Source organism: Herbidospora cretacea (assembly GCF_001570605.1).
GTDB classification, from domain to species: Bacteria; Actinomycetota; Actinomycetes; order Streptosporangiales; family Streptosporangiaceae; genus Herbidospora; species Herbidospora cretacea.
In genome coordinates this window covers 203,017-223,105 of the sequence record NZ_BBXG01000011.1, presented here as the reverse complement: position 1 = coordinate 223,105, position 20,089 = coordinate 203,017, and the positions used below count along the sequence as shown (strand labels likewise).

The 20,089-nt window shown below is 69.2% G+C and carries 24 protein-coding genes and 1 rRNA gene; 14 read left to right on the top strand and 11 right to left on the bottom strand.

What is annotated here, in order from left to right; all coding sequences use genetic code 11:
* Together rrf and AW270_RS23055 are read left to right on the top strand one after the other, a co-directional pair.
* A 5S ribosomal RNA gene (gene rrf, locus AW270_RS23060) occupies positions 1-101 on the top strand; the annotation flags it as partial.
* Between the two features lie 234 nt (positions 102-335).
* The gene (locus tag AW270_RS23055) at positions 336-1,148 is read left to right on the top strand and encodes a serine hydrolase (protein WP_061297204.1); all 813 of its coding nucleotides are present in this window, start codon (positions 336-338) and stop codon (positions 1,146-1,148) included.
* Here AW270_RS23055 and AW270_RS23050 read toward each other — a convergent pair.
* From AW270_RS23050 to AW270_RS23025, 6 genes are all read right to left on the bottom strand, one after another.
* Entirely contained in the window at positions 1,138-1,797 is a 660-nt protein-coding gene (locus AW270_RS23050) for a response regulator transcription factor (protein WP_061297203.1), read from the bottom strand. The genes AW270_RS23055 and AW270_RS23050 overlap by 11 nt on opposite strands.
* Before the next feature lie 50 nt (positions 1,798-1,847).
* Positions 1,848-2,624, bottom strand: coding sequence for a phosphate ABC transporter ATP-binding protein PstB (gene pstB / locus AW270_RS23045; RefSeq protein ID WP_061297202.1), 777 nt, complete (start codon positions 2,622-2,624; stop codon positions 1,848-1,850).
* A 5-nt stretch (positions 2,625-2,629) separates the two neighbouring features.
* A complete protein-coding gene (gene pstA, locus AW270_RS23040; protein WP_245674813.1) occupies positions 2,630-3,517 on the bottom strand; it encodes a phosphate ABC transporter permease PstA in 888 nt (295 codons plus the stop codon).
* Positions 3,514-4,497, bottom strand: a complete 984-nt coding sequence (gene pstC / locus AW270_RS23035; protein ID WP_061297200.1) for a phosphate ABC transporter permease subunit PstC — start codon at positions 4,495-4,497, stop codon at positions 3,514-3,516. Before pstC ends, pstA begins: the two co-directional genes overlap by 4 nt.
* Positions 4,498-4,500: 3 nt before the next feature.
* A complete protein-coding gene (pstS, locus tag AW270_RS23030) occupies positions 4,501-5,616 on the bottom strand; it encodes a phosphate ABC transporter substrate-binding protein PstS (protein WP_061297199.1) in 1,116 nt (371 codons plus the stop codon).
* A 202-nt stretch (positions 5,617-5,818) separates the two neighbouring features.
* Positions 5,819-7,075 carry a helix-turn-helix domain-containing protein gene (locus AW270_RS23025; protein WP_061297198.1) on the bottom strand — a complete coding sequence of 419 codons (1,257 nt, stop codon included), beginning with the start codon at positions 7,073-7,075 and terminating at the stop codon, positions 5,819-5,821.
* Between the two features lie 115 nt (positions 7,076-7,190).
* On the opposite strand from AW270_RS23025, the gene AW270_RS23020 reads away from it, so the two are divergent.
* Positions 7,191-7,505 (top strand): hypothetical protein, encoded by a 315-nt coding sequence (locus AW270_RS23020; protein ID WP_157522422.1) that lies wholly within the window; start codon positions 7,191-7,193, stop codon positions 7,503-7,505.
* Here the strand turns inward: AW270_RS23020 and hisN are convergent.
* Positions 7,502-8,281 (bottom strand): histidinol-phosphatase, encoded by a 780-nt coding sequence (gene hisN, locus AW270_RS23015; protein WP_082801768.1) that lies wholly within the window; start codon positions 8,279-8,281, stop codon positions 7,502-7,504. The genes AW270_RS23020 and hisN overlap by 4 nt on opposite strands.
* Before the next feature lie 82 nt (positions 8,282-8,363).
* Here hisN and AW270_RS23010 point away from each other — a divergent pair, with 82 nt between their 5' ends.
* Entirely contained in the window at positions 8,364-8,810 is a 447-nt protein-coding gene (locus AW270_RS23010; protein ID WP_245674812.1) for a DUF4442 domain-containing protein, read from the top strand.
* Here AW270_RS23010 and rsgA read toward each other — a convergent pair.
* Both rsgA and aroA read right to left on the bottom strand, forming a co-directional pair.
* Complete coding sequence (gene rsgA, locus AW270_RS23005) at positions 8,807-9,814, bottom strand: ribosome small subunit-dependent GTPase A (RefSeq protein ID WP_061297219.1); 1,008 nt, start codon at positions 9,812-9,814, stop codon at positions 8,807-8,809. The genes AW270_RS23010 and rsgA overlap by 4 nt on opposite strands.
* Positions 9,811-11,088: a 3-phosphoshikimate 1-carboxyvinyltransferase gene (gene aroA / locus AW270_RS23000; RefSeq protein ID WP_061297195.1), complete on the bottom strand. Its 1,278-nt coding sequence runs from the start codon at positions 11,086-11,088 to the stop codon at positions 9,811-9,813. The genes rsgA and aroA overlap by 4 nt, the downstream gene beginning before the upstream one ends.
* A 41-nt stretch (positions 11,089-11,129) precedes the next feature.
* On the opposite strand from aroA, the gene AW270_RS22995 reads away from it, so the two are divergent.
* Together AW270_RS22995 and AW270_RS22990 are read left to right on the top strand one after the other, a co-directional pair.
* Entirely contained in the window at positions 11,130-11,846 is a 717-nt protein-coding gene (locus tag AW270_RS22995) for an SOS response-associated peptidase (protein WP_061297194.1), read from the top strand.
* A gap of 102 nt (positions 11,847-11,948) precedes the next feature.
* Positions 11,949-12,254: a TraR/DksA family transcriptional regulator gene (locus AW270_RS22990; RefSeq protein WP_061297193.1), complete on the top strand. Its 306-nt coding sequence runs from the start codon at positions 11,949-11,951 to the stop codon at positions 12,252-12,254.
* 1 nt (position 12,255) lies between these two features.
* On the opposite strand, the gene AW270_RS22985 is transcribed toward AW270_RS22990, so the two are convergent.
* Entirely contained in the window at positions 12,256-12,999 is a 744-nt protein-coding gene (locus tag AW270_RS22985; RefSeq protein ID WP_061297192.1) for a class I SAM-dependent methyltransferase, read from the bottom strand.
* 225 nt (positions 13,000-13,224) lie between these two features.
* Here AW270_RS22985 and AW270_RS22980 point away from each other — a divergent pair, with 225 nt between their 5' ends.
* From AW270_RS22980 to AW270_RS22950, 7 genes are all read left to right on the top strand, one after another.
* Positions 13,225-13,830, top strand: a complete 606-nt coding sequence (locus tag AW270_RS22980) for a sigma-70 family RNA polymerase sigma factor (protein ID WP_061297191.1) — start codon at positions 13,225-13,227, stop codon at positions 13,828-13,830.
* The gene (gene rsrA / locus AW270_RS22975; protein WP_061297190.1) at positions 13,827-14,093 is read left to right on the top strand and encodes a mycothiol system anti-sigma-R factor; all 267 of its coding nucleotides are present in this window, start codon (positions 13,827-13,829) and stop codon (positions 14,091-14,093) included. Before AW270_RS22980 ends, rsrA begins: the two co-directional genes overlap by 4 nt.
* A 10-nt stretch (positions 14,094-14,103) precedes the next feature.
* Positions 14,104-15,012 (top strand): NAD-dependent epimerase/dehydratase family protein, encoded by a 909-nt coding sequence (locus AW270_RS22970; RefSeq protein WP_061297189.1) that lies wholly within the window; start codon positions 14,104-14,106, stop codon positions 15,010-15,012.
* Positions 15,013-15,127: 115 nt separating this feature from the next.
* On the top strand, positions 15,128-16,480 hold the full coding sequence (locus AW270_RS22965; RefSeq protein ID WP_061297188.1) for an HD-GYP domain-containing protein: 1,353 nt from the start codon (positions 15,128-15,130) through the stop codon (positions 16,478-16,480).
* Entirely contained in the window at positions 16,477-17,742 is a 1,266-nt protein-coding gene (locus tag AW270_RS22960; RefSeq protein ID WP_061297187.1) for an HD-GYP domain-containing protein, read from the top strand. The genes AW270_RS22965 and AW270_RS22960 overlap by 4 nt, the downstream gene beginning before the upstream one ends.
* A gap of 28 nt (positions 17,743-17,770) precedes the next feature.
* Positions 17,771-19,162, top strand: a complete 1,392-nt coding sequence (locus tag AW270_RS22955) for an acetyl-CoA carboxylase biotin carboxylase subunit (protein WP_304608132.1) — start codon at positions 17,771-17,773, stop codon at positions 19,160-19,162.
* Between the two features lie 33 nt (positions 19,163-19,195).
* The gene (locus AW270_RS22950) at positions 19,196-19,405 is read left to right on the top strand and encodes a biotin/lipoyl-binding carrier protein (protein WP_157522419.1); all 210 of its coding nucleotides are present in this window, start codon (positions 19,196-19,198) and stop codon (positions 19,403-19,405) included.
* Here AW270_RS22950 and AW270_RS22945 read toward each other — a convergent pair.
* Entirely contained in the window at positions 19,395-19,778 is a 384-nt protein-coding gene (locus AW270_RS22945) for a thioesterase family protein (RefSeq protein ID WP_061297184.1), read from the bottom strand. The genes AW270_RS22950 and AW270_RS22945 overlap by 11 nt on opposite strands.
* A 6-nt stretch (positions 19,779-19,784) precedes the next feature.
* Between AW270_RS22945 and bsaP the strand changes: the two genes are divergently transcribed.
* On the top strand, positions 19,785-20,009 hold the full coding sequence (bsaP, locus tag AW270_RS42285) for a biotin synthase auxiliary protein BsaP (RefSeq protein WP_082801766.1): 225 nt from the start codon (positions 19,785-19,787) through the stop codon (positions 20,007-20,009).
* The last annotated feature ends 80 nt before the right edge of the window (positions 20,010-20,089 follow it).

Genomic DNA, 20,089 nt, shown 5'->3' with positions numbered 1-20,089 from the left:
GAGGGGAAACACCCGGTTACATTCCGAACCCGGAAGTTAAGCCCTCCAGCGCCGATGGTACTGCACCGGGGACGGTGTGGGAGAGTAGGACACCGCCGGACAATCTTTGAATACCGAGGGCCCCGACCAGTAGTGGTCGGGGCCTTCGACGTTTCACGAGGGTATAGCCCGGCCAACTACGGCCGGGCTTTCTGTGTTTCCAGGGCAATGGCCTGGCGGTGGTTTCGAGGGCTACATTGATGCCCACGATGTCCCCCCGTCGTGTGGTTCTCCCTCTTCTGGTGGCGCTGGCGCTGGTTCCCGGTGTCCTTTCGCCTGATGTCCGCGGAAAGGCCGTGCCGGTTCCCGTCAAGGTCGCCGCTGTGGTGCCGCAGGTGTGGCCGGATCCCAGGCCCGTACCGGAATCTGAGCCGGAGGATCCTCCCGTCGACCGGCGCCGGCTCACCGCGAAGGTCAGGCGCTATCTCGCCGCCAGGCCGGGGCGTGTCTCGATCACCGTCGAGGATCTGCACACCGGGCGGGTCTTCAGGTTCGCGTCCGGGCGGATTCTGCCCACGGCCAGTGTCGCGAAGGTCGGCATTCTCATGGCCTTGCTGGTGGAGGAGCGGTGGGCCCGGCTGCCGAGGAGCGTCCGGAGGGACGCTGAGGTCATGATCAAGGTCAGTGACAACAAAGCGGCCGATCGGCTCTGGGAGCGGATCGGCCGCGACGCCGGTCTGACCAGGGTCGGCAAGAGGTTCGGTCTGAGGTCGACGACCGCAGTGCCCGGGATGTGCGTCGACCTGTACTGCTGGGGCATCACCCGGACCACGACCGATGATCAGGTCCGGTTGCTGAAGTATCTGCCGAAGATGAAGGACGGAGCAGTCGTCAGGCGGTTGATGCGCCAGGTCGTACCGGAACAGAAGTGGGGTGTGAGTGCGGGGGCCTGTGCCGGGGAGCGGGTCGCGCTCAAGAACGGCTGGCTGAAGCACGTGGCCAACGACCTGTGGGCGATCAACAGCGTGGGTCTCATCGCCGATCGGTACGCGGTGGCCGTTCTCACCGAGGACAACGCCACCAGCGAGGCCGGGATCGCCAAGGTCGAGGGGCTGGTGAAGAGGGTGCTCGCGGGGTTCCGGTCATGCCCTGCGAAGCCTAGGGGGTGACCAGGCGGTAGCCGACCCCCCTCACGGTCTGGATGAGCTTGTCGTCCTCGTCGCCGAGGCGGGCGCGTAGGCGTTTCACGTGGACGGCGATGGTGTTGGTGGACATCGCGTCCGAGGAGTGCCAGACGTGCCGCATGATCTGCTCGCGGGTCACGGTGCGGTCGGCGTTGCGCATGAGGTAGTGCAGCAGCTCGAACTCGCGCAGGGGCAGGTGGACGACGCGGCCGCCCACCTTCACCTGGTAGGCCGTGACGTCGAGGGCGACGTCGCCGATGGTCAGGACGGTCCGCTGGATGCCCTGCCGGCGGAACGCCGCGTGGACGAGCGGGAGCAGCTCGGGGACGCGGTACGGCCGGGCGACGCATGCCGTCGCTCCGGCCGCGAGCGCCTCCATGGCCTGCTCCGCGAACCCCTCACCCACGCCCAGCAGGACCGGGACGGCTCGTGCCAGGCGTACCGCCCGGACGAAGTCGACCGGCCCGATGATGGGCAGCGACGCGCTGATGAGGACGGCGTCCGGGCGCAGTGCTCCAGCCTGGAGCAGCGCCTGGGCGCCGTCGAACACACCGGTGACGTCGATCCCCTCGGATTCGAGTTCGTGTGTCAGGTTGTCGACCAGGGTGCTGTCGGGGTCGGCGACCAACAGCATCGGTGCGGATCGAGTATCCCCGTCCACCCGGTCCTCCCCAATGTGTCGGATCAGCCGAAACGCCCGGTGATGTAGTCTTCGGTCGCCTTCTGCGTCGGGCTGGTGAAGATCTTGGTGGTCTCGTCCATCTCGATCAGCTTGCCCGGCTGGCCCTGGGCGGCCAGGTTGAAGAAGGCCGTCTTGTCGCTCACGCGGGCGGCCTGCTGCATGTTGTGGGTGACGATGACGATCGTGAACTCCTGCTTGAGCTTGGAGATCAGGTCCTCGATCGCCAGCGTCGAGATGGGGTCGAGCGCCGAGCAGGGCTCGTCCATCAGCAGGACCTGGGGCTTGACCGCGATCGCGCGGGCGATGCACAGACGCTGCTGCTGTCCGCCCGACAGGCCCGCGCCCGGCCTGGGCAGGCGGTCCTTGACCTCGTTCCACAGGTTGGCGCCCTTGAGGGAGTCCTCGACGATGCCGTCGAGCTCGCTCTTGGAGTAGCGGTGGTTCAGGCGCAGGCCTGCGGCCACGTTGTCGTAGATCGACATCGTGGGGAACGGGTTGGGGCGCTGGAACACCATGCCGATGGTGCGGCGGACCGACACCGGGTCGACGTCGGAGCCGTAGAGGTCCTGCTCCTCCATGCGGATCTTGCCCTCGACGCGGGCGCCGGGGATGACCTCGTGCATGCGGTTGAGGGTGCGCAGGAAGGTCGACTTGCCACAGCCGGACGGGCCGATGAAGGCCGTCACCGCTCGGGCGTCGATGGTCATGTTGATGCCCTCGATGGCCTTGTGGCTACCGTAGTAGGCGTCGACGTCGGTGACCTCGATCTGTTTGGCCATGGCTATTACCTCTTCCTCGCGGGCGAGCGCCAGTAGGTGATGAGGCGCGCGGCCAGGTTGAGCAGCATGATGATCACGATCAGGGTGAGCGCGCCGGCCCAGGCGCGGTCGATCGCGGTGTCGTTCGGCCGGGCGGCCTGGTCGAACACGTACAGGGGAAGACCCATCTGCGGCCCGTTGAACGGGTCGTTGTTGATGGAGTCGGTGAAGAAGACGGTCAGCAGCAGCGGTGCCGTCTCACCGGCGACACGGGCGACGGCCAGCATGACGCCGGTCACGATGCCGGTGAAGGCGGTGGGCAGCACGACCTTGGCGATGGTGCGCCACTTGGGCACGCCCAGGGCGTAGGAGGCCTCGCGCAGGTCGTTGGGGACCAGCAGCAGCATCTCCTCGGCGGCCCGGACGACCGTCGGCAGCATCAGGATCGACAGCGCCATCGCGCCGGCCCAGCCGGAGAACGGCATGCCCAGGATGAGGATCCAGAAGGCGAGCACGAACAGGCCGGAAACGACGGAAGGGACACCGGTCATGATGTCCACGAAGAAGCTGATGTAGCGCTTGAGACGCCCGTTGTTGCCGTATTCGACCAGGTAGATGGCGGTGAAAAGACCGATCGGCACCGAGATGAGCGAGGCCAGCGCGACCTGCTCCAGGGTGCCGATGATGGCGTGGTAGGCGCCGCCGCCCGCGTCTCTGGCCCCGATGTTGCGCATCGAGTGGGTCAGGAACTCCATGTCGAAGCGGGCCAGGCCGTTGGAGACGACCAGCCACAGGACCGAGACGAGCGGGACGACCGCGATGGCGAACGCCAGGTAGACGAGGAACTGGACGCCCTTGTCCTTGAACCGGCGCATGCCCGAGATTCGCTGGATTTCTGGGGTGACGGCACTCACGCGGCGACCCTCGCGTATTCCTTGCGGCGGGAGATGACCCAGCGGGCGGCCATGTTCACCAGCAGGGTGATGATGAACAGCACCAGACCGGAGGCGATCAGCGCGCCACGGCCGATGTCGTTGGCCTCGCCGAAGCCGTTGGCGATGTTGGCCGCGATGCTGTTGCCGTTGGCGCTGAGGATCTCGAAGCTGATCGTGAAGGTGGCGGGGAAGATCAGCGCGACCGCGATGGTCTCACCCATGGCCCGGCCGAGGCCGAGCATGGCGGCGCTGATGACGCCGGGACGCCCGAACGGCAGCACGCTCATCCGGATCATCTCCCACCGGGTCGCGCCGAGCGCGAGAGCGGCCTCCTCCTGGAGCTTGGGGGCCTGGAGGAAGACCTCCCGGGAGATGGCGGCGATGATCGGAAGGATCATGATGGCCAGCACGAGCGAGCCGACGAGCATCGACTTGCCGACCACCTGGTCGCCGCCGAAGATCGGGATCCAGCCGAAGTAGTCGTTCAGGAACTGCGAGGGCCCGCGCATGAACGGGACCAGGAAGATGATGCCCCACAGGCCGTACACGACCGAGGGGACCGCCGCCAGCAGGTCGATGACGTAGCCGAGGGCGGAGGCCAGCCGGCGCGGGGCGTAGTGGGAGATGAACAGGGCGACCCCGATCGCGATCGGCGTGGCGATCATCAGCGCCAGGAAGGAGCTGACGACCGTGCCGAACGCGAGCGCGCCGATGCCGAACTTCGGCTCTGAGGCGTTGGCGTTCCACGTCTTCTCGGTGAGGAACGACGCGGTGTTCGCCTGGAGTGCGGGGATGGCCCGCGCGATCAGGAAGACCGCGATGGCCGCCATGATCACGAGGAGCAGGACACCCGCACCGGTCGATGCGTAACGGAAGGGGCCGTCGCCCCTGCTGCGCCGGAAGGCGGACCGGCTCTGGGGAGCCGACCCGCCTTCGCGCGTTTGCGTCGAGGTCGCCATTGGTTAGGCGATGGCCTCAACCGCAGTGCGGACCTTGGTGACCAGGCTGGCCGGCAGCGGCGCGTAGCCGAGGTCGGTCAGCACCTGCTGGCCCTCGTCCGAGGCGGTGTAGGTGAGGAAGCCCTTGACGAGGGGGAGCTCCTCGGCGGAGAGGCCCTTCTCGCAGGTGATCTCGTAGGTCACCAGGACGATCGGGTAGGCGCCCGCGGCCGAGGTGGCGTAGTCGATCTTCAGCTTGAGGTCGTTGCCGGTGCCCTCGACGGTGGCGGCCTCGACGGTCTTGCCGGCGCTCTCCGGGGTCAGCTCGACGAACTCACCCGAGCCGTTGGCGACCTTGGACTTCTGCAGGCCCGAGTTCTCGGCGTAGGAGAGCTCGACGTAGGAGATGGCGCCCTCGGTCGACTTGACCGAGGCGGCGATCTGGTCGGAGCCCTTGGCGCCCTGGCCCTTGGCCTCGGCAGGCCACGCCTTGCCGGGCTCGTAGGGCCACTCGGCGGTGGCCTTCAGGAACTTGGTGAAGTTGTCGCTGGTGCCCGACTCGTCCGAGCGGTGGAACGCCTGGATGTCGGTCGAGGGCAGCTGCGCGTCGGGGTTGTCGGCCTTGATCGCGGCGTCGTCCCACTTGGTGATGGTGCTGTTGAAGATGCCGCCGATGGTCTTCGGCGAGAGCTGCAGGCCGTCGACACCCGGGAGGTTGTAGACCACGGCGACCGGGCCGACGACCATGGGCAGGTTGATGGCCTTGCCGGTGGCGCAGCGAGCGTCGGCCTGGGCCGGCTCGTCTTCCTTGAGCGCGGAGTCGGAACCGGCGAACGCGACGGTGCCGGCGATGAACGCCTGCACGCCGGCGCCCGAGCCGCTCGGCTGGTAGTTGATGCTCACACCGGAGTTGGCGCTCTGGAACGCCTTCTTCCACTCGTCGATGGCGTTGGCCTGAGCCGAGGAGCCGGCGGCGTTGATCGTGCCGCTGAGGGTGGCGTCACCCGAGGCGGCGGGAGCAGCGGCGCCAGCCGCCGGAGCGGTGGTCTCGCTGGCGCCGGTGTTGTTGTCGGTCCCACACGCGGCGAGCGACAGCACGCCGGCGATGGCGGCTACGGCGAGCCGGCCTGCATACTTCACGGCTGAATCCTCCTGATTGTTTCTTCAACAACCGGGAGGCTAGGGACCGAAGGTGACCTGATGACTGGACGAAGGTGAACGAAGAATGAACGGGTCTGGTCCCCTTCGTGTAGGTCTCAGAAGATAACGGCCAGGTCACAGGCTAGTTTCGGCGTTCACCAAAGGACCCCGCTCCAGGTGGAGCGGGGTTCTCTGGACCGATCTAGAAGGAGCTGGTCGCGCGCAGCCGGTCGTCGAAGTCGCGGACCAGCAGAGACGGCGGGCCCTCGTAGTCGCGGCGGAACCGCCTGACCCGGTGGAGGACCCGTTCGGACGAATAGACGACCCCCGCCTTGAGCGCCTCACCCGCCAGGGAGAAGGCCTCGTCGACCTCGCCGGCCATCCGGCGGGCGGTGGCGACCTCCAGCATCAGCAGCGCCTGCTGTTTGGCGGCGGGGCGTACGGAGATGAGGGATTCGGCGAAGGCCGACACCGCGTCGTGGGGACGGCCCAGGCGGACCATCACCAGCGCGCGATATCCGGCCAGCTTGCCGGGGTCGAAGGGGAAGACCCACGGCCACGGCGGGGCTTTCTGGCGTTCGCTCTGGGCGACGGCGATCTCCGCCTCGCGCAGGCAGTTGAGCGCGGCCATGACATCGCGCTTGCCGGCGTGGCCGAGCGCCTCGATGCAGGCCAGCCACGCCCGCGCGGTGGCCGGGGGATTGCTCCCGGCCTGCGCCCTGGCCTGGGAGATCATCGACAGCCCGAGGACCGGGTCGTCGTGGTCGATCTCGAAGGCGGCCAGGCTGCCCAGCATGTAGGCCTCCAGCAGCGGATGTTCGGCCCGCCGGGCCGAGTCGACCGCGAACCGGTAGAACATCCGGGCGGTGCCGATGTCCTGCATGTCGGCGTGCAACCAGGCGGCGAACCCGGCGGCCTCGCTGACGGTCGGGCAGACCTCCACCGCGAACGGCGTCTCCGCCGACCGGGCGAGGGCCCTTTTGGTGAGCTCGACGTGGGCGACCGCGCCCCGGGCGAGTTCGCGGGCCGGGGTCTCGGCCTCCAGCCTGCGCTGGGCGCCGGTGATCGCGGCGAGGGAGCTCGCCGTCGTCTCGTCGGCCGACCGGTAGGAGATGGACGGCGCCACGGGCATCGCGGCGAGGAAGGCTATCTTGCTGAAGTCGCGGCGTTTCGTGGGGTCCTCACCCCCCGAGTCGCCGATGCGGAGTAAGTACTGCGGGATGCCGACCTGACGCGCGAGGTCGCGGATCTGGTCGACGGTGAGCGACTGGCGTCCCCGCAGCACCTTGGACACCCAGCTCTGGGAGTATCCGAGGTGCTCGGCGAGCTGGCCCTGCGTCCATCCGCGCACGGATCGGACCTGATCGAGGATCGTCGCCATGTCACATTCGGCGAGCGCATGGGCGACCGGCGGCCGGGCCCAGAAGTCCGGCGGCAGACCGTTTCCGTCATGACCCATGACGGTAAGTTACGCCCATTCCCGGCGTCACGCTGGAATTCGCCTGACGAATATCGGGATTTCTGATGGTGGTGGTGTATTCCACGGGATCGGCTCCGGTCGTGAGGATCACGACATGGACGCCTCCACCAAGACAGTCTCACGTGGAAAGGTCATGACCACCTATCACGGCCCGCACGTGCCGAGCCATCCCGATCCGGACGCCAGGCCGCTGACCTGGCGACCAGGCGCGCGGTGGACGGACCGCGAGCGGGTCAGGGCCCACTCGTGCTCGTGCCGGGGGGTGGTCTACGAATTCGTCGGGGCGGCGGGTCAGTACTTCATTCGCCGTACGACATTGCAGACGCATCTGATCGAGGAGACCGAACGGATGGTCGCCATGCGGGCCGAGCAGTTGTGGGCTGACCTTTTCTCCGGAAAAGTCTATTAAGCGAGCTTTTTCAGCACATTGGTGTGCAGAAGCCCGTTCGAGCACACCAGGCTCCCGCTCTCCAGCGGCGGGTTGCCGTCCACGCCGGTGCACGTGCCGCCGGCCTCTTCCACGATCACGGTGAGCGCGGCCATGTCCCAGGGCGACAGTTCCGGTTCGGCCGAGACGTCCACCGCACCCTCGGCCACCATCATGTGGGACCAGAAGTCGCCGTAGGCCCGCGTCCGCCACACACTGCGCGTCAGGTCGAGGATGTTGTCGAGCTTCTCCTCCTTCTCCCAGCCGCCCAGGCTGGAGTAGGAGAAGGAGGCGTCCTCCAGTTTGGCCACCGACGACACCCGGCACCGGGTGGCCTTGGTCAGGCTGCGACCGCTGAAGGCGCCGCCGTCGCGGGCGGCCCACCAGCGCCGCTGGAGCGCCGGCGCGGAGACGCAGCCGACGACGACCTGGCCTTCTTCCATGAGCGCGATCAGGGTCGCCCAGACGGGCACGCCACGCACGAAGTTCTTGGTCCCGTCGATGGGGTCGATGATCCAGGAACGCATGCCGTAGCCCGTTTTGCCGAACTCCTCGCCGATGACGGCATCACGGGGGCGAGCCCGGCGCAGGGTGCCCCTGATCGCCTCCTCGACCGCCCGGTCGGCGTCGCTGACCGGGGTCAGGTCGGGCTTGGTATCGACCTTGAGATCCACGGCCTTGAAGCGGCGCATCGTGATGTCGTCGGCCGCGTCGGCCATCACGTGCGCGAGTCGCAGATCATCGTTGTAAGCCGTCACAGATCACACGCTAGCGGTATTGCGCGCGTTTTCATCAGACCCGGGACCGCTCCAGATCCTACCAATGAGTAACATGCCGTCCATGACCACTTTCGACACGGGGGCCCTGTTCCTGCAGAGCGTTCCCTTCGCGCGCACCCTCGGCGTGTCTTTCGACTCCGTCGATTCCGGTACGGCTGTCGCCCGTCTCGCCGACCGTCCCGACCTGCACAACCACGTCGGCGGTCCCCATGCCGGAGTGGTGTTCTCCCTGGCCGAGTCGGCCTCGGGGGCGGCCATGCTCTCGCTGTTCGGCGACACCCTCGACCGGGCGACGCCGCTGGCGACGGTGGGGCGGGTGGCGTACAAGAAACTGGCTCTCGGCGACCTGACCGCCGAAGCGGTGGTGCGGGCCGAGCGCACGGCGGTGCTGGCGGAACTGTCCGAGGGCCGGCGGCCCGAGTTCGTCGTCGAGGTGACGGTGCGCAACGCCGAGGACGTCACGGTCGCGGAGGTCACCGTCGAGTGGACGCTGCGGCCGAACCGCTAGTCGTCGTCGGGGCTGCCCTCGCGGCTGGTCAGCAGCCGGCGCAGTGACCTGAGCCGGGCGGGGTCGCCGTGGCCCTCGGCCACGAAACGGTCGAGGGCGCAGTCGTTGCCGAGGTGGTTGCAGCCCTTCGGGCAGTCGACAGCGGCCTCGTTGAAGTCGGGGAACGCGACCAGCACGTTGTCGATCTCGACGTGGCCGAGCCCGAAGCTGCGCACGCCCGGGGTGTCGATGATCCAGCCGCCCTCGGGCAGCTCCAGCGCGACGGCGGAAGTAGAGGTGTGGCGGCCGCGGCCGGTGACTGCGTTGACGTGGGAGACCGCCCGGTCGGCGGTCGGCACCAGCGCGTTGACCAGCGTCGACTTGCCCACACCCGAGTGGCCGACCAGCACGCTCACCCGGCCGGTGAGACGGCTGCGCAGCTCGGACAGTTCGCCGCCCCGCTGGACCACGATGTGGTCGACGCCGAGCGGTTCGTAGAGCGAGATGAGCTCGTCGGGCGCGGCCAGGTCGGCCTTGGTCAGGCAGAGCAGCGGGTCGATGTCGGCGTCGAACGCCGCCACCAGCAGCCGGTCGATCATGCGCGGCCGGGGCGGGGGGTCGGCCAGCGCGGTGACGATGACGAGCTGGTCGGCGTTGGCCACGACCGGGCGCTCGACCTCGTCGTAGTCCTCGGCGCTGCGCCGCAGCATCGAGCGGCGCTCCTCGCGGCGGACGATCCGGGCCAGCGAGTCGGGCTTGCCCGAGGTGTCGCCGACGAGCGCGACCTCGTCGCCGACCACGATGCCCTTGCGGCCGAGCTCGCGGGCCTTCATCGCGGTGATCACCGTCGACGGGCCGCTCTCGTGGATGCCGCGCCCGGTCAGGACCGTATACCGGCCCCGGTCGACGGCGACGACGAACCCCGGCACCGCCTGTTCGTGGGCAGGCCGGAGCCGGGTGCGCGGCCGGGACCCCTTGCCCGGCCGGACCCTGACGTCGTCTTCGTCGTATTCGCGCCTTCTCAGGACGCGTCTCCTCGCAGCATCGCCGCCCACATCGAGGCGAACTCGGGCAGCGTCTTGGCGGTCGTGGCGATGTTCTCCACCTCGACGCCCGGCACGGCCAGGCCGATGACGGCGCCGGCGGTGGCCATCCGGTGGTCGTCGTAGGAGTGGAAGACACCGCTGGTCAACGGCTTGGGGAAGATCTCCAGGCCGTCGTCGGTCTCGCGGGCGTCGCCGCCGAGGCGGTTGACCTCGGTGGCCAGCGCGGTGATGCGGTCGGTCTCGTGGCCCCGGATGTGCGCGACGCCCCGGATGCGGGTCGGCGAGTCGGCCAGCGCGGCCAGCGCCACGATCGTCGGGGTCAGCTCGGCCTCGTCGCGCAGGTCGACGTCGGCGCCGTGGATCGAGCCGCCGCGGACGGTCAGCCCCTCGCCCGTCAGCTCGACCCGCGCGCCCATGCCGGACAGGAGCTCGCGCAGCCGGTCGCCCGGCTGGGTGGTCTCGGCCGGCCAGTGGGGGATCGTCACCGAACCGCCGGTGACCATCGCGGCGGCGAAGAACGGCGCGGCGTTGGACAGGTCGGGCTCGACGGTGAAGTCGGTGGCCGCGATCGGGCCGGGCAGCACCCGCCACACCGAGGCCTCGGAGTCGTCGACCTCGACCCCCCGGGCGCGGAGCATCTGCACGGTCATCGCGATGTGCGGCATCGAGGGGACCGGCGGGCCGACGTGGCGGACCGTTACGCCCTTCGGGAACCGGGCCGCCGCCAGCATCAGCCCGGAGACGAACTGCGACGAACCGGACGCGTCGACGGTCACCTCGCCGCCCGTGATCGGACCGCGGATCGTGAACGGGAGCCGGTCGCCGTCGACGTGGGCGCCCAGGGCGCGGAGCGCGTCGAGGATGGGGCCCATCGGGCGCTTGCGGGCGTGGGGGTCGCCGTCGAAGGAGACCTCGCCGTCGGCCAGCGCCGCGATCGGCGGCAGGAAGCGCATGACGGTCCCGGCCAAGCCGCAGTCGAGATGGCCGCCGCCGGTGATCGGGCCGGGCGTCATCTCCCAGTCGGCGGAGGAGGCGCCGGTGCCGACGTTGGTCATGCCGGCGCCGAGCTTCCGCAGGCCGTCGGCCATCAGGTCGGCGTCGCGGCTGCGCAGCGCGAGACGGACCCGCCCGGGACCCTCGGCCAGCGCGGCCAGCGGCAGGGCGCGGTTGGTCACCGACTTGGAACCCGGCAGCGCCACGGTGGCGGTCACCGGACCGGACGCGACGGGCGCGGGCCACAGGGAAGCGGACATGGCGCAAGCCTATCGGGAGCCCAGGGTGGCAGTCTGGACTGATGTGCGGAAGATACGCGTCGGCGCGCAAGCGTCACGAACTCCTTGAGGAGTTCGAGGTCGAGCTCGACTCGGAAGAGGAGCTCGCCCCCGACTACAACGTCGCCCCCACCAAGAACGTGTACGCGGTCATGAGCCGCGTCCCCAAGGAGGAGGGCGCCACCCGGCCGATCAGGCAGTTGCGGGTGGTCCGCTGGGGCCTGGTCCCGAGCTGGGCCAAGGACCCCTCGATCGGCTCCCGGATGATCAACGCCAGGATCGAGACGGTCGCCGAGAAACCCGCCTTCCGCAAGGCCTTCGCGACCCGCCGCTGCCTGCTCCCCGCCGACGGCTACTACGAGTGGATGCCGACCGACGACAAGCGCAAGCAGCCCTACTTCATCCACCCGGAGGACGGCGGCGTGCTGGCCATGGCCGGCCTGTACGAGTTCTGGAAGAGCCCCGAGGACGAGTGGATCTGCACCTGCACGGTCATCACCCAGGACGCGGAGGACCGCCTGGGCCACATCCATGACCGCATGCCCATGCTGATCCCGCGCGAGAAGTGGGCCGAATGGCTCGACCCCGCGGTTTCGGACGCGTCCGAGCTCCTCGTTCCCGCCACCTCGGCGGGGCTGGTGGCGTATCCGGTGGATCCGGCGGTGGGGAACGTCCGCAACAACGGCGAGAGGCTCATCTCCCCACTTCAGGACAGTGGTGACACCAATCCGCTGTTCTGAGTTTCCACGGGTGTAAGGGAGGCGGGCAGCGGGCATCCGCTGAGAAAGCCGGGAGACCGGGGACTCCCGGCAGCGTCCCCCCATTCCCGGAGGTGCGGATTCGTGGAATCTGCGGCCGCGCGTATGCGCCTGGAGATGATGCTCGACGACGTGGACCGGTCTATCGGAATTCTGACAACCGACCCCTCGGCCGAGAACACCCTCGCCGACGCCGACCGGAACCACGCCATGATCGAGGCGGCCGGCCGGCAGCGCCAGGCGGTGGTCGCGGCGCTGTCCCGGCTCGACGCCGGGACCTACGGCCGCTGCGTCGACTGCGGGAACGTGGTGCCCGACGGCCGGCTGGAGGCCCGTCCGGAGGCGGCCCGCTGCATCGGCTGCCAGTCGAGGCGGGAACGGCGCCGCTGAGTCAGAGGGGCTTGCGCCCGCTCGCGACGAGATGGATGCCGACCGTGTCGTCGTCGTCCGGGTGGGCGTCGAGCTCCGTCGTGACCAGCCACGACAGCGACCGGCCGTCGCTGCCGAGCACGTGGTCGACCGTCGAGGGCGACAGGACGGTGCGGGGGCGGACCCACTCGACCTCCAGGCCCGCGCCGGTCAGCAGGTCGCGCAGCTGGACCGAGGAGAAGCAGCGGGTGATGCTGCCGTCGGGCCAGGGCACCAGCATGACCTCGCCGGTCTGGCGCAGGTGGGCCCAGTAGTTCTGCTCGGCCAGAATGGCCATTCCGAGCACGAGCGAGTCGACGCAGACCAGCACCCGCCCGCCCGGCTTGAGCACCCGCGTCACGTCGGCCAGCGCCGACTCGGCCATGATCTCGACCGACAGCGCCCGCTCCTCGGCGACCACGGCGTCGACGCTCTCGTCGGCCAGGAAGGCCAGGTCGTCGCTGCGCACCTTGTGGATGAGGTCGGAGGCCTCGCGCAGCCACGGCTCGGCGGCGGGACGGCGGAAGTCGAGCACCTCGACCACGCGGTGGCCGGCCCGCGCCGCCTGGGCGGGCCAGCGGCCCCGGCCGCCTGACAGGTCCAGCAGCAGGGAGGGCTTCTCGGGCAGCCAGCGGCGGAGCTGCTCGGCGACGACGGCGTGATAAAAGGTCCAGTAAGGCCCGAGATTCCCTGTGCCGTTGAGTTCATTGGCCGGAATGGGCAGCACGAGCGGCTCCTGGACGTTGACGTTCTCAGAAGGAGGGCCTGGTAGAGGGTGTCCCTACCAGCCGGTACGTAGCTTTTTCCCCGGATAAGGCATTGCGTACCTTGTCCGGGAACAGACTCTACGCCGCCGCGGTTGACGATGGGCATGAACGCGTTGCTGGTGAGGCCGGAAACCCCGGCCTATGCCGTCCCGGTATCCTCTGATGCGATAGGCATCTATGAGGGGGTGGGTCCGGTCTCCAAGACTGCCGAGGAGACTCTGGAGCAGCGCAGTGAGCGGTTCGAGCGGGATGTCATGCCCTACATCGACCAGCTCTACTCCGCCGCGCTCCGGATGACCCGCAATCCCGCCGACGCCGAAGATCTTCTTCAGGAGACCTTCGCGAAGGCCTTCGCGTCGTTCCACCAGTTCCAGGTGGGCACCAACCTGAAGGCCTGGCTCTACCGCATCCTGACCAACACCTTCATCAACAGCTACCGGAAGAAGCAGCGCGAGCCGAAGCAGGCCGGCACCGAGGAGATCGAAGACTGGCAGCTCGCGCGCGCCGAGTCCCACACCTCCAGCGGTCTGAAGTCGGCCGAGCTCGAGGCGCTCGAACATCTCCCCGACAGCGACGTGAAGGACGCCCTCGCGGCGCTCCCCGAGGAATTCCGTATCGCGGTCTACCTGGCCGACGTCGAGGGGTTCCCCTACAAGGAGATCGCCGACATCATGGGGACCCCCATCGGGACCGTGATGTCGCGGCTCCACCGCGGCCGCAGGCAACTGCGTTCGCAGCTCGAAGACTACGCGCGCGAGCGCGGGCTTGTGCGATCGGAGGAGGGCGCATGAGCTGTGGTGACCACCACGACACCGACTGTAGTGAGGTGCTCGACCGGGTCTACACCTTTCTCGACGGCGAACTCGACGAGAACTGGTGTGGCGACATCCGGCAGCACCTTGACGAGTGCGATCCCTGCCTGCGGGAATACGGGCTCGACAAAGTCGTGAAGCAACTCGTGGCCAAACACTGCGGTGAGGATCCGGTTCCCGACGACCTGCGGGCCAAGATCCGCCTGCGGATTGATCAGGTAAGAGCCGAACTCGTGGAATAACCTGCTGGCCATGCGGATTCTGGTCACGGGCGGTGCGGGTTTCATCGGTTCCAACCTCGTCGATCGGCTGCTCGCCGACGGCCACGAGGTGATCGTCGTCGACGACCTGTCGTCGGGGGGCAACCGGGCGGCGCGGGCCGAGTTCCACGAGCTCGACGTGCGTGATCCCGCTCTGGCCGAGGCGGTCGGCGGCGCCGAGGTGATCTGCCATCTGGCCGCGCAGATCTCCGTCCGCAACAGCGTCACCGATCCGCTCAACGACGCGCGCGTCAACATCGAGGGCACCCTCAACGTCCTCGAAGCCGCCCGCAAGGGGAACGTCCGCAAGGTCGTCTTCGCCTCGTCGGTGGCCCGTTACGGCCGTCCCCCGGTCATCCCGGTGCCCGGCGACACCCCGGCCCGCCCGATGTCGCCCTACGCCGCCTCGAAGGTGAGCGCCGAGGCCTACCTGTCGGCCTATCAGGGGCTCTACGGCATCGAATACACCACTTTGGTGCTCTCCAACGTCTTCGGGCCGCGCCAGTCGCCCGGCGGCGAAGCGGGTGTGGTGGCCATCTTCACCGACGCGCTGCTCGGCGGCCGGCCGACCGTCCTGTTCGGCGACGGGTCCCAGACCCGCGACTACGTCTACGTCGACGACGTGGTCGACGCCTTCACCCGGGCCTGCGGCCCCCGGGGCAACGGCGGGACCTTCAACATCGGCACCGGCGTGCAGACCTCCGACCGCGCGCTGCACGGCCTCATCGCCGCCGCCGCCGGGGTTCCCGACGCGCCCGACCTCGCGCCCGCCCGGCTGGGCGACCTGCCCGCGATGGCCGTCGACCCCGTTCCCGCCTTCGAGGGGCTCGGCTGGCAGCCCGGCCACGACCTCGCGTCCGCGCTCAAACTCACCGTGGATTGGGTCCGCAACTCACAGTGATGAGTTGATTACGGTTTGGCGACAACCCTGTGAGGCGCCTGTCCGCTGGGTAGCCTGAGGGACGCACATCAATGTGGAGGCGGCGCATGTTGACAGACGCGCCTTCTTTTGAGGGATGGCCGCTTTGCGCGAACTGCCGTGGCCGGCGAAGATCTACTTCGTCCTGTGCATTGGGGCGGCCGGAATCCTGCTCGTCCGTAGCGGACAGGCATACGAGAGCCTCGACTGGTCGTCGACGCTGGTCCTCGCGCTGCTCTTCCTCGTCTGCGAGTCGGTCCCGACCCAGCTGAGCGTGCGCCAGGCGGCGATCTCGGTCAGCTTCTCCGCCGCCCTCGCCGCGGTGGTGCTGGTCGGACCCGAGGGCGCGGCCCTCGTCGCGGCGACCGCGGTCTTCTCCGTACGACCTGGGCTCGCCACCCACAAACGCCTGTTCAACGGGGCCCAGTTCCTCATCTCGGGCTACACCGCCGGGTGGGTCTACACCCTGGCCGGGGGAGTGCCTGGCCTGCCCAGGCGCACCGACTTCCCCGAGATCATCCTGCCCTACGGCGCCGCGACCTTCGTGTTCGTCGCGCTCAACTTCGCGCTGACCGCGCTGATCCTGGCGCTGGCCGAGGGCGTCGGCAAACGCCAGGTCCCGGTGCCCGACGTGGCCCAGTTCCTGCTCTCCTACTTCGGCTACGCCACCTTCGGCCTCCTCATCGCGGGTCTTTGGGCCACCGTCCAGTCGATCTCGGCGGTGCTGGTGCTCCTGCCGCTGTTCGTCGCCCGGTGGGCGTTCGGGCAGTACCACGCGCAGCAGCGCTCCTACGAGGCCACCATCGCCGCCCTCTGCCAGGCCGTGGAGACCAAGGACTGGTACACCCGGGGCCACTGCACCCGCGTGGCGGCCGCCTCGTCGATGATCGCCGAGGAGATCGGCATGGGCACCGAGCGCCTCCACGCCATCCGCTACGCCGGGATGCTCCACGACGTGGGCAAGCTGGGCGTGCCGACCAAGGTGCTCCAGAAGGAGGGCCACCTCACCGAGGAGGAGTACGCCGCGATCCAGCTCCACCCGATGCGCGGCCTGGAGATCGTGCGCGGCATCGGCTTCCTCGACGAGGCGTTCGCCGGGATCATGCACCACCACGAGAGGTTCGACGGCCGCGGCTATCCCATGGGCCTGGCGGGGGCCGAGATCCCCGAGTTCGCCCGGATCATCTGCGTCGCCGACGCGTTCGACTCGATGACCTCCGACCGGTCCTACCGCAAGGCCAAACCGCAGGAGGAGGCGGTGGCCGAGCTGCGCAAGTGGTCGGGCACCCAGTTCGACCCGATCATCGTGGGGGCCTTCATCCGGGCCCTCGACCGCGACGGCTGGTGCCCGCCCGCGAGCGTGCCCGCGCCCAGCGGGATGCCGGTGGTCACCGCCGCCAAGGACCACGACGACCCGACCACGCCGATCCAGGTGGTGTCTGACCGATGACCAGCGAGACCCGGGGCATGCAGGGCCTCGACTCGGGGCAGCTCCTGCTGATCTGCGCGGGCGGCATGCTCGCGGTCGCCGGGATCTCCCACACAGCCGCCGTCGGGCTGGTGGCCCCCCACGTCGCCATCGGCTTCGGCGCGCTGATCGCCTGTGGCGAGCTGGCCCGGCTGACCATGCCGGGCAACCGCGAGGTCGCCCCGATCAGCACCGCCGCCGCGTTCGGCTACGCGCTGCTGCTCTACATCGGCGGCGAGCAGGCCGAACACTCGGCGCTCCAGGTCGTCGCCGTCATGGCCGTCGGCATGATCGCCGGAGGGCTGCCCCATCTGGCCGTCGGCCGCGCGCCCCGGCTCGACGCGATCGCGCGGCGGCTCATCTGCGGCTCGCTGCTGGCCTTCGCGTTCCGGCCGTTCGCCGACGTGCTGCGTCCGCCGCCGGGCGAGGCGTGGTGGGTGGCGCTGCTGGTGATGGTGCTGCTCATCGGGCTGGCCCTCGCCGTCGACGTCGTGGTGGCGGGCCTGTTGCGGGCCGAGCAGGTCCGCACCGCCTTCTCGGTGGCGGTACGCGACGAGGCGCGGATGGCCGCGCCGCTCGGCGCCGCCGTGTCGGCCAGCGGCATCCTGCTCGCGCTCGCCCTGCACAGCATGGAGCTGACCGCCCTGCTGGCCTTCGCCGCGCCGCTGCTCGTCACCCAGGTCGCCTTCCGCAAGTACGCGGGCATCCGGGCGACGTACCTGCAGACCATCCGCGCGCTCGCCCGGGTCACCGAGGTCGGCGGCTACGTCGAGCCGGGCCACTCGCGCCGGGTCAGCCGCCTGGCGGTGGCCATCGGCCGCGACCTCGGCATGGCCGAACCCGAACTGCTCGAACTCGAGTACGCCGCCCTCATGCACGACATCGGACAACTGTCGCTCACCGACCCGATCCCCGGCGGCGCGACCGTGCTGACCGATCCCGAGCAGGCGCGGCGCATCGCCGAACTGGGCGCCGAGGTCATCCGCAAGACCGGCGTGCTCAACCAGGTCGCCGACATCGTGCGCCGCCAGTGCGACCCGCTGGAGGAGCGCCCGCCGCTGGCCAGCCGCATCATCCGGGCCGCCAATGCCTACGACGACCTGGTGAGCGGATCCACCAACCGCGACCGTGCCGCCGCCGCGCTCGAACGGCTGCGGCTCGACGGCGGAGCGCAATACGACCCCGAAGTGGTCGAGGCGATGGCGACCGTCATCGATCGGCTCGTACCGGTCAACCGGCTCTGACAATTGTGGGCTTCCTACAGTTTGAGCCGTGACGATCAGTGCTCATGAGTGCACGGCCAGGGATGATCCGGGTCGTAAGGTTGGCTCCGTGTTCGAGTCAGTCTTGGTCGCCAATCGCGGCGAAATCGCTCGCAGGATCATCCGGACCCTCAACGAGATGGGGATCAGGTCGATCGCCGTCCACTCCGAGGCCGACGCCGACCTGCCCTTCGTTCGTGAGGCCAGGGAGTCGGTGAACATCGGCCCGGCCAATCCGGCGCAGAGTTACCTCGACCAGGCCCAGGTCCTCGCCGCCGCCCGCGCCACCGGCGCGCAGGCGATCCACCCCGGCTACGGCTTCTTCTCCGAGAACGCCGAGTTCGCCCGCGCCGTCATGGCCGCCGGGCTCACGTGGATCGGCCCGTCGCCCGAGGCCATCGTCCAGATGGGTGACAAGATCAACGCCCGGAACCTGATGGAGGCCGCCGGAGTGCCGGTCGCCGCGGGCACCCGGGAACCGGTCACCGCCATCGAGGAGGCCTCCAAGGCCGCCGCGAAGATCGGCTACCCGGTCATGGTGAAGACCGCCGGAGGCGGCGGCGGCATCGGCATGGGCGTCGCCCACGACGAGGCCGGCCTCGCCAAGGCGTTCGAGCAGGCCTCGCGCGCCGCGGCCCGCTTCGGGGGCACGCCCGCGATCCTCCTCGAGCGCTACATCGAGCGGGCCCGCCACGTCGAGGTGCAGATCCTCGGCCTCAACGACGGGCGGGTGCTGGCCCTCGGTGAGCGCGACTGCTCGGTGCAGCGCCGCCACCAGAAGGTCGTCGAGGAGTCGCCGTCCCCGGGCATCACCCCCGAGCTGCGCGAACGCATGCTCGCGGCGGCGGCCCGCGCGGGCGCGGCGGTCGAATACCGGGGCGCCGGCACCGTCGAGTGCCTGGTCGACGCCGACGCGCAGGACTTCGTGTTCCTGGAGATGAACACCCGCCTCCAGGTCGAACACCCGGTCACCGAGCTCGTCACCGGCGTCGACCTGGTCGCCGCCCAGCTGCGCGTCGCGGCCGGCGAGGACGTCCAGATCGACGCCACGCCGCGCGGCCACGCCATCGAGTTCCGCGTGTACGCCGAGGACCCCAAGCGCTTCCTGCCCGGCCCCGGCCACATCACCGAATGGTCCGAGCCGTCCGGCGAAGGCGTCCGCGTCGACTCCGGCTACGAGGCCGGCAACACGGTCACGCCCTTCTACGACCCGCTGATGGCCAAGCTCTGCGTCTACGGCGCCACCCGCGCCGAGGCCATCGAGCGCGGCAAGGCCGCCGTGGCGAATTTCGCGATCACCGGGCCCAAGCACAACCTGCCGTTCTGCGCCGAACTCCTCGACCACCCCGAGTTCGTCAGCGGCGACTATGACACCGGCCTGGTGTCCCGCATGAGATCGTGATCGGGAACGACTGAGGCTTGATGGGAGACAGCGGTGGCTGAGGTACGCGCGGAAATGGTGGCGAACGTCTGGAAAGTCGTCGTCGCCGATGGTGAGACGGTGTCCGACGGAGACACCCTCGTCATCCTGGAGTCCATGAAGATGGAGATCCCGGTCATCGCCGAGGACGACGGCGTGGTCGCCATCAAGGTCGCCGAGGGCGACGTGGTGCAGGAAGGCGACCTGATCGCCGTCATCGAGTAGCGCGCGACAGGAACTTCTCGCGGTCGACCACGACCCGCTCGATCACGCCGGTGGCGACGACCGAGCCGTCGAGGTGGGCCGCGGTGAAGGAGAAGACCAGGCGGCGCCCCTCGACCTCGACCAGCTCGGCCGAGATTTCGACGTGGGCGCCCAGGCCGCTCGCGGCCCGATGCTCCAGCTCGACCCGCACCCCGACCGAGGTCTGCTCCGGCGTGAGCTGCCCGCCGATCGCCTCGCAGGTGAGCCCTTCGGCGAACGCCAGCAGCTTCGGCGTGCCCAGCACGGGCACGTCGCCGCTGCCGAGCGCCGCCGCGGTGTCACTCTTCTCCACCATGATCAACCGATTGGCCCGCAGTCCGGGCGTGAGCGCCATGGTGGGATGCTAGTAGTCCGACCATCGCAACCCATCGAAAGGCAAGACGTGGACCTTTACTGCGACCACTGCGGGGGCCTTTCGGACGACGGGGACCACGGGCCCTGTCAGGGCGCGCGAGCCATGGAGCCCCCGCGCTACTGCGCCAAGTGCCGTCGCCGGATGACCGTGCAGGTGACACCCACGGGCTGGTCAGCGCGCTGTTCGCAGCACGGGCTCACCGCGGCCTGAACGCGACCTGAACCAAACCTGTGTTCTGACCGTTATGGTGAGGGATTCCTGGGAGATCTGCGCTTACCGGTCCTTTGTGC

Bases quoted from the DNA above. Each gene is read 5' to 3' on its own strand.
- AW270_RS23020 (WP_157522422.1), top strand. From the start codon at position 7,191: ATGGACGCCTCCACCAAGACAGTCTCACGTGGAAAGGTCATGACCACC.
- AW270_RS22945 (WP_061297184.1), bottom strand. From the start codon at position 19,778: ATGGCGCTCACGCCCGGACTGCGGGCCAATCGGTTGATCATGGTGGAG.
- AW270_RS22995 (WP_061297194.1), top strand. From the start codon at position 11,130: ATGTGCGGAAGATACGCGTCGGCGCGCAAGCGTCACGAACTCCTTGAG.
- AW270_RS22960 (WP_061297187.1), top strand. From the start codon at position 16,477: ATGACCAGCGAGACCCGGGGCATGCAGGGCCTCGACTCGGGGCAGCTC.
- AW270_RS22970 (WP_061297189.1), top strand. From the start codon at position 14,104: ATGCGGATTCTGGTCACGGGCGGTGCGGGTTTCATCGGTTCCAACCTC.
- AW270_RS23010 (WP_245674812.1), top strand. From the start codon at position 8,364: ATGACCACTTTCGACACGGGGGCCCTGTTCCTGCAGAGCGTTCCCTTC.
- pstB (WP_061297202.1), bottom strand. From the start codon at position 2,624: ATGGCCAAACAGATCGAGGTCACCGACGTCGACGCCTACTACGGTAGC.
- pstC (WP_061297200.1), bottom strand. From the start codon at position 4,497: ATGGCGACCTCGACGCAAACGCGCGAAGGCGGGTCGGCTCCCCAGAGC.
- bsaP (WP_082801766.1), top strand. From the start codon at position 19,785: ATGCTAGTAGTCCGACCATCGCAACCCATCGAAAGGCAAGACGTGGAC.
- AW270_RS23025 (WP_061297198.1), bottom strand. From the start codon at position 7,075: ATGGGTCATGACGGAAACGGTCTGCCGCCGGACTTCTGGGCCCGGCCG.
- aroA (WP_061297195.1), bottom strand. From the start codon at position 11,088: ATGTCCGCTTCCCTGTGGCCCGCGCCCGTCGCGTCCGGTCCGGTGACC.
- AW270_RS22965 (WP_061297188.1), top strand. From the start codon at position 15,128: ATGGCCGCTTTGCGCGAACTGCCGTGGCCGGCGAAGATCTACTTCGTC.
- AW270_RS23050 (WP_061297203.1), bottom strand. From the start codon at position 1,797: ATGCTGTTGGTCGCCGACCCCGACAGCACCCTGGTCGACAACCTGACA.
- rsrA (WP_061297190.1), top strand. From the start codon at position 13,827: ATGAGCTGTGGTGACCACCACGACACCGACTGTAGTGAGGTGCTCGAC.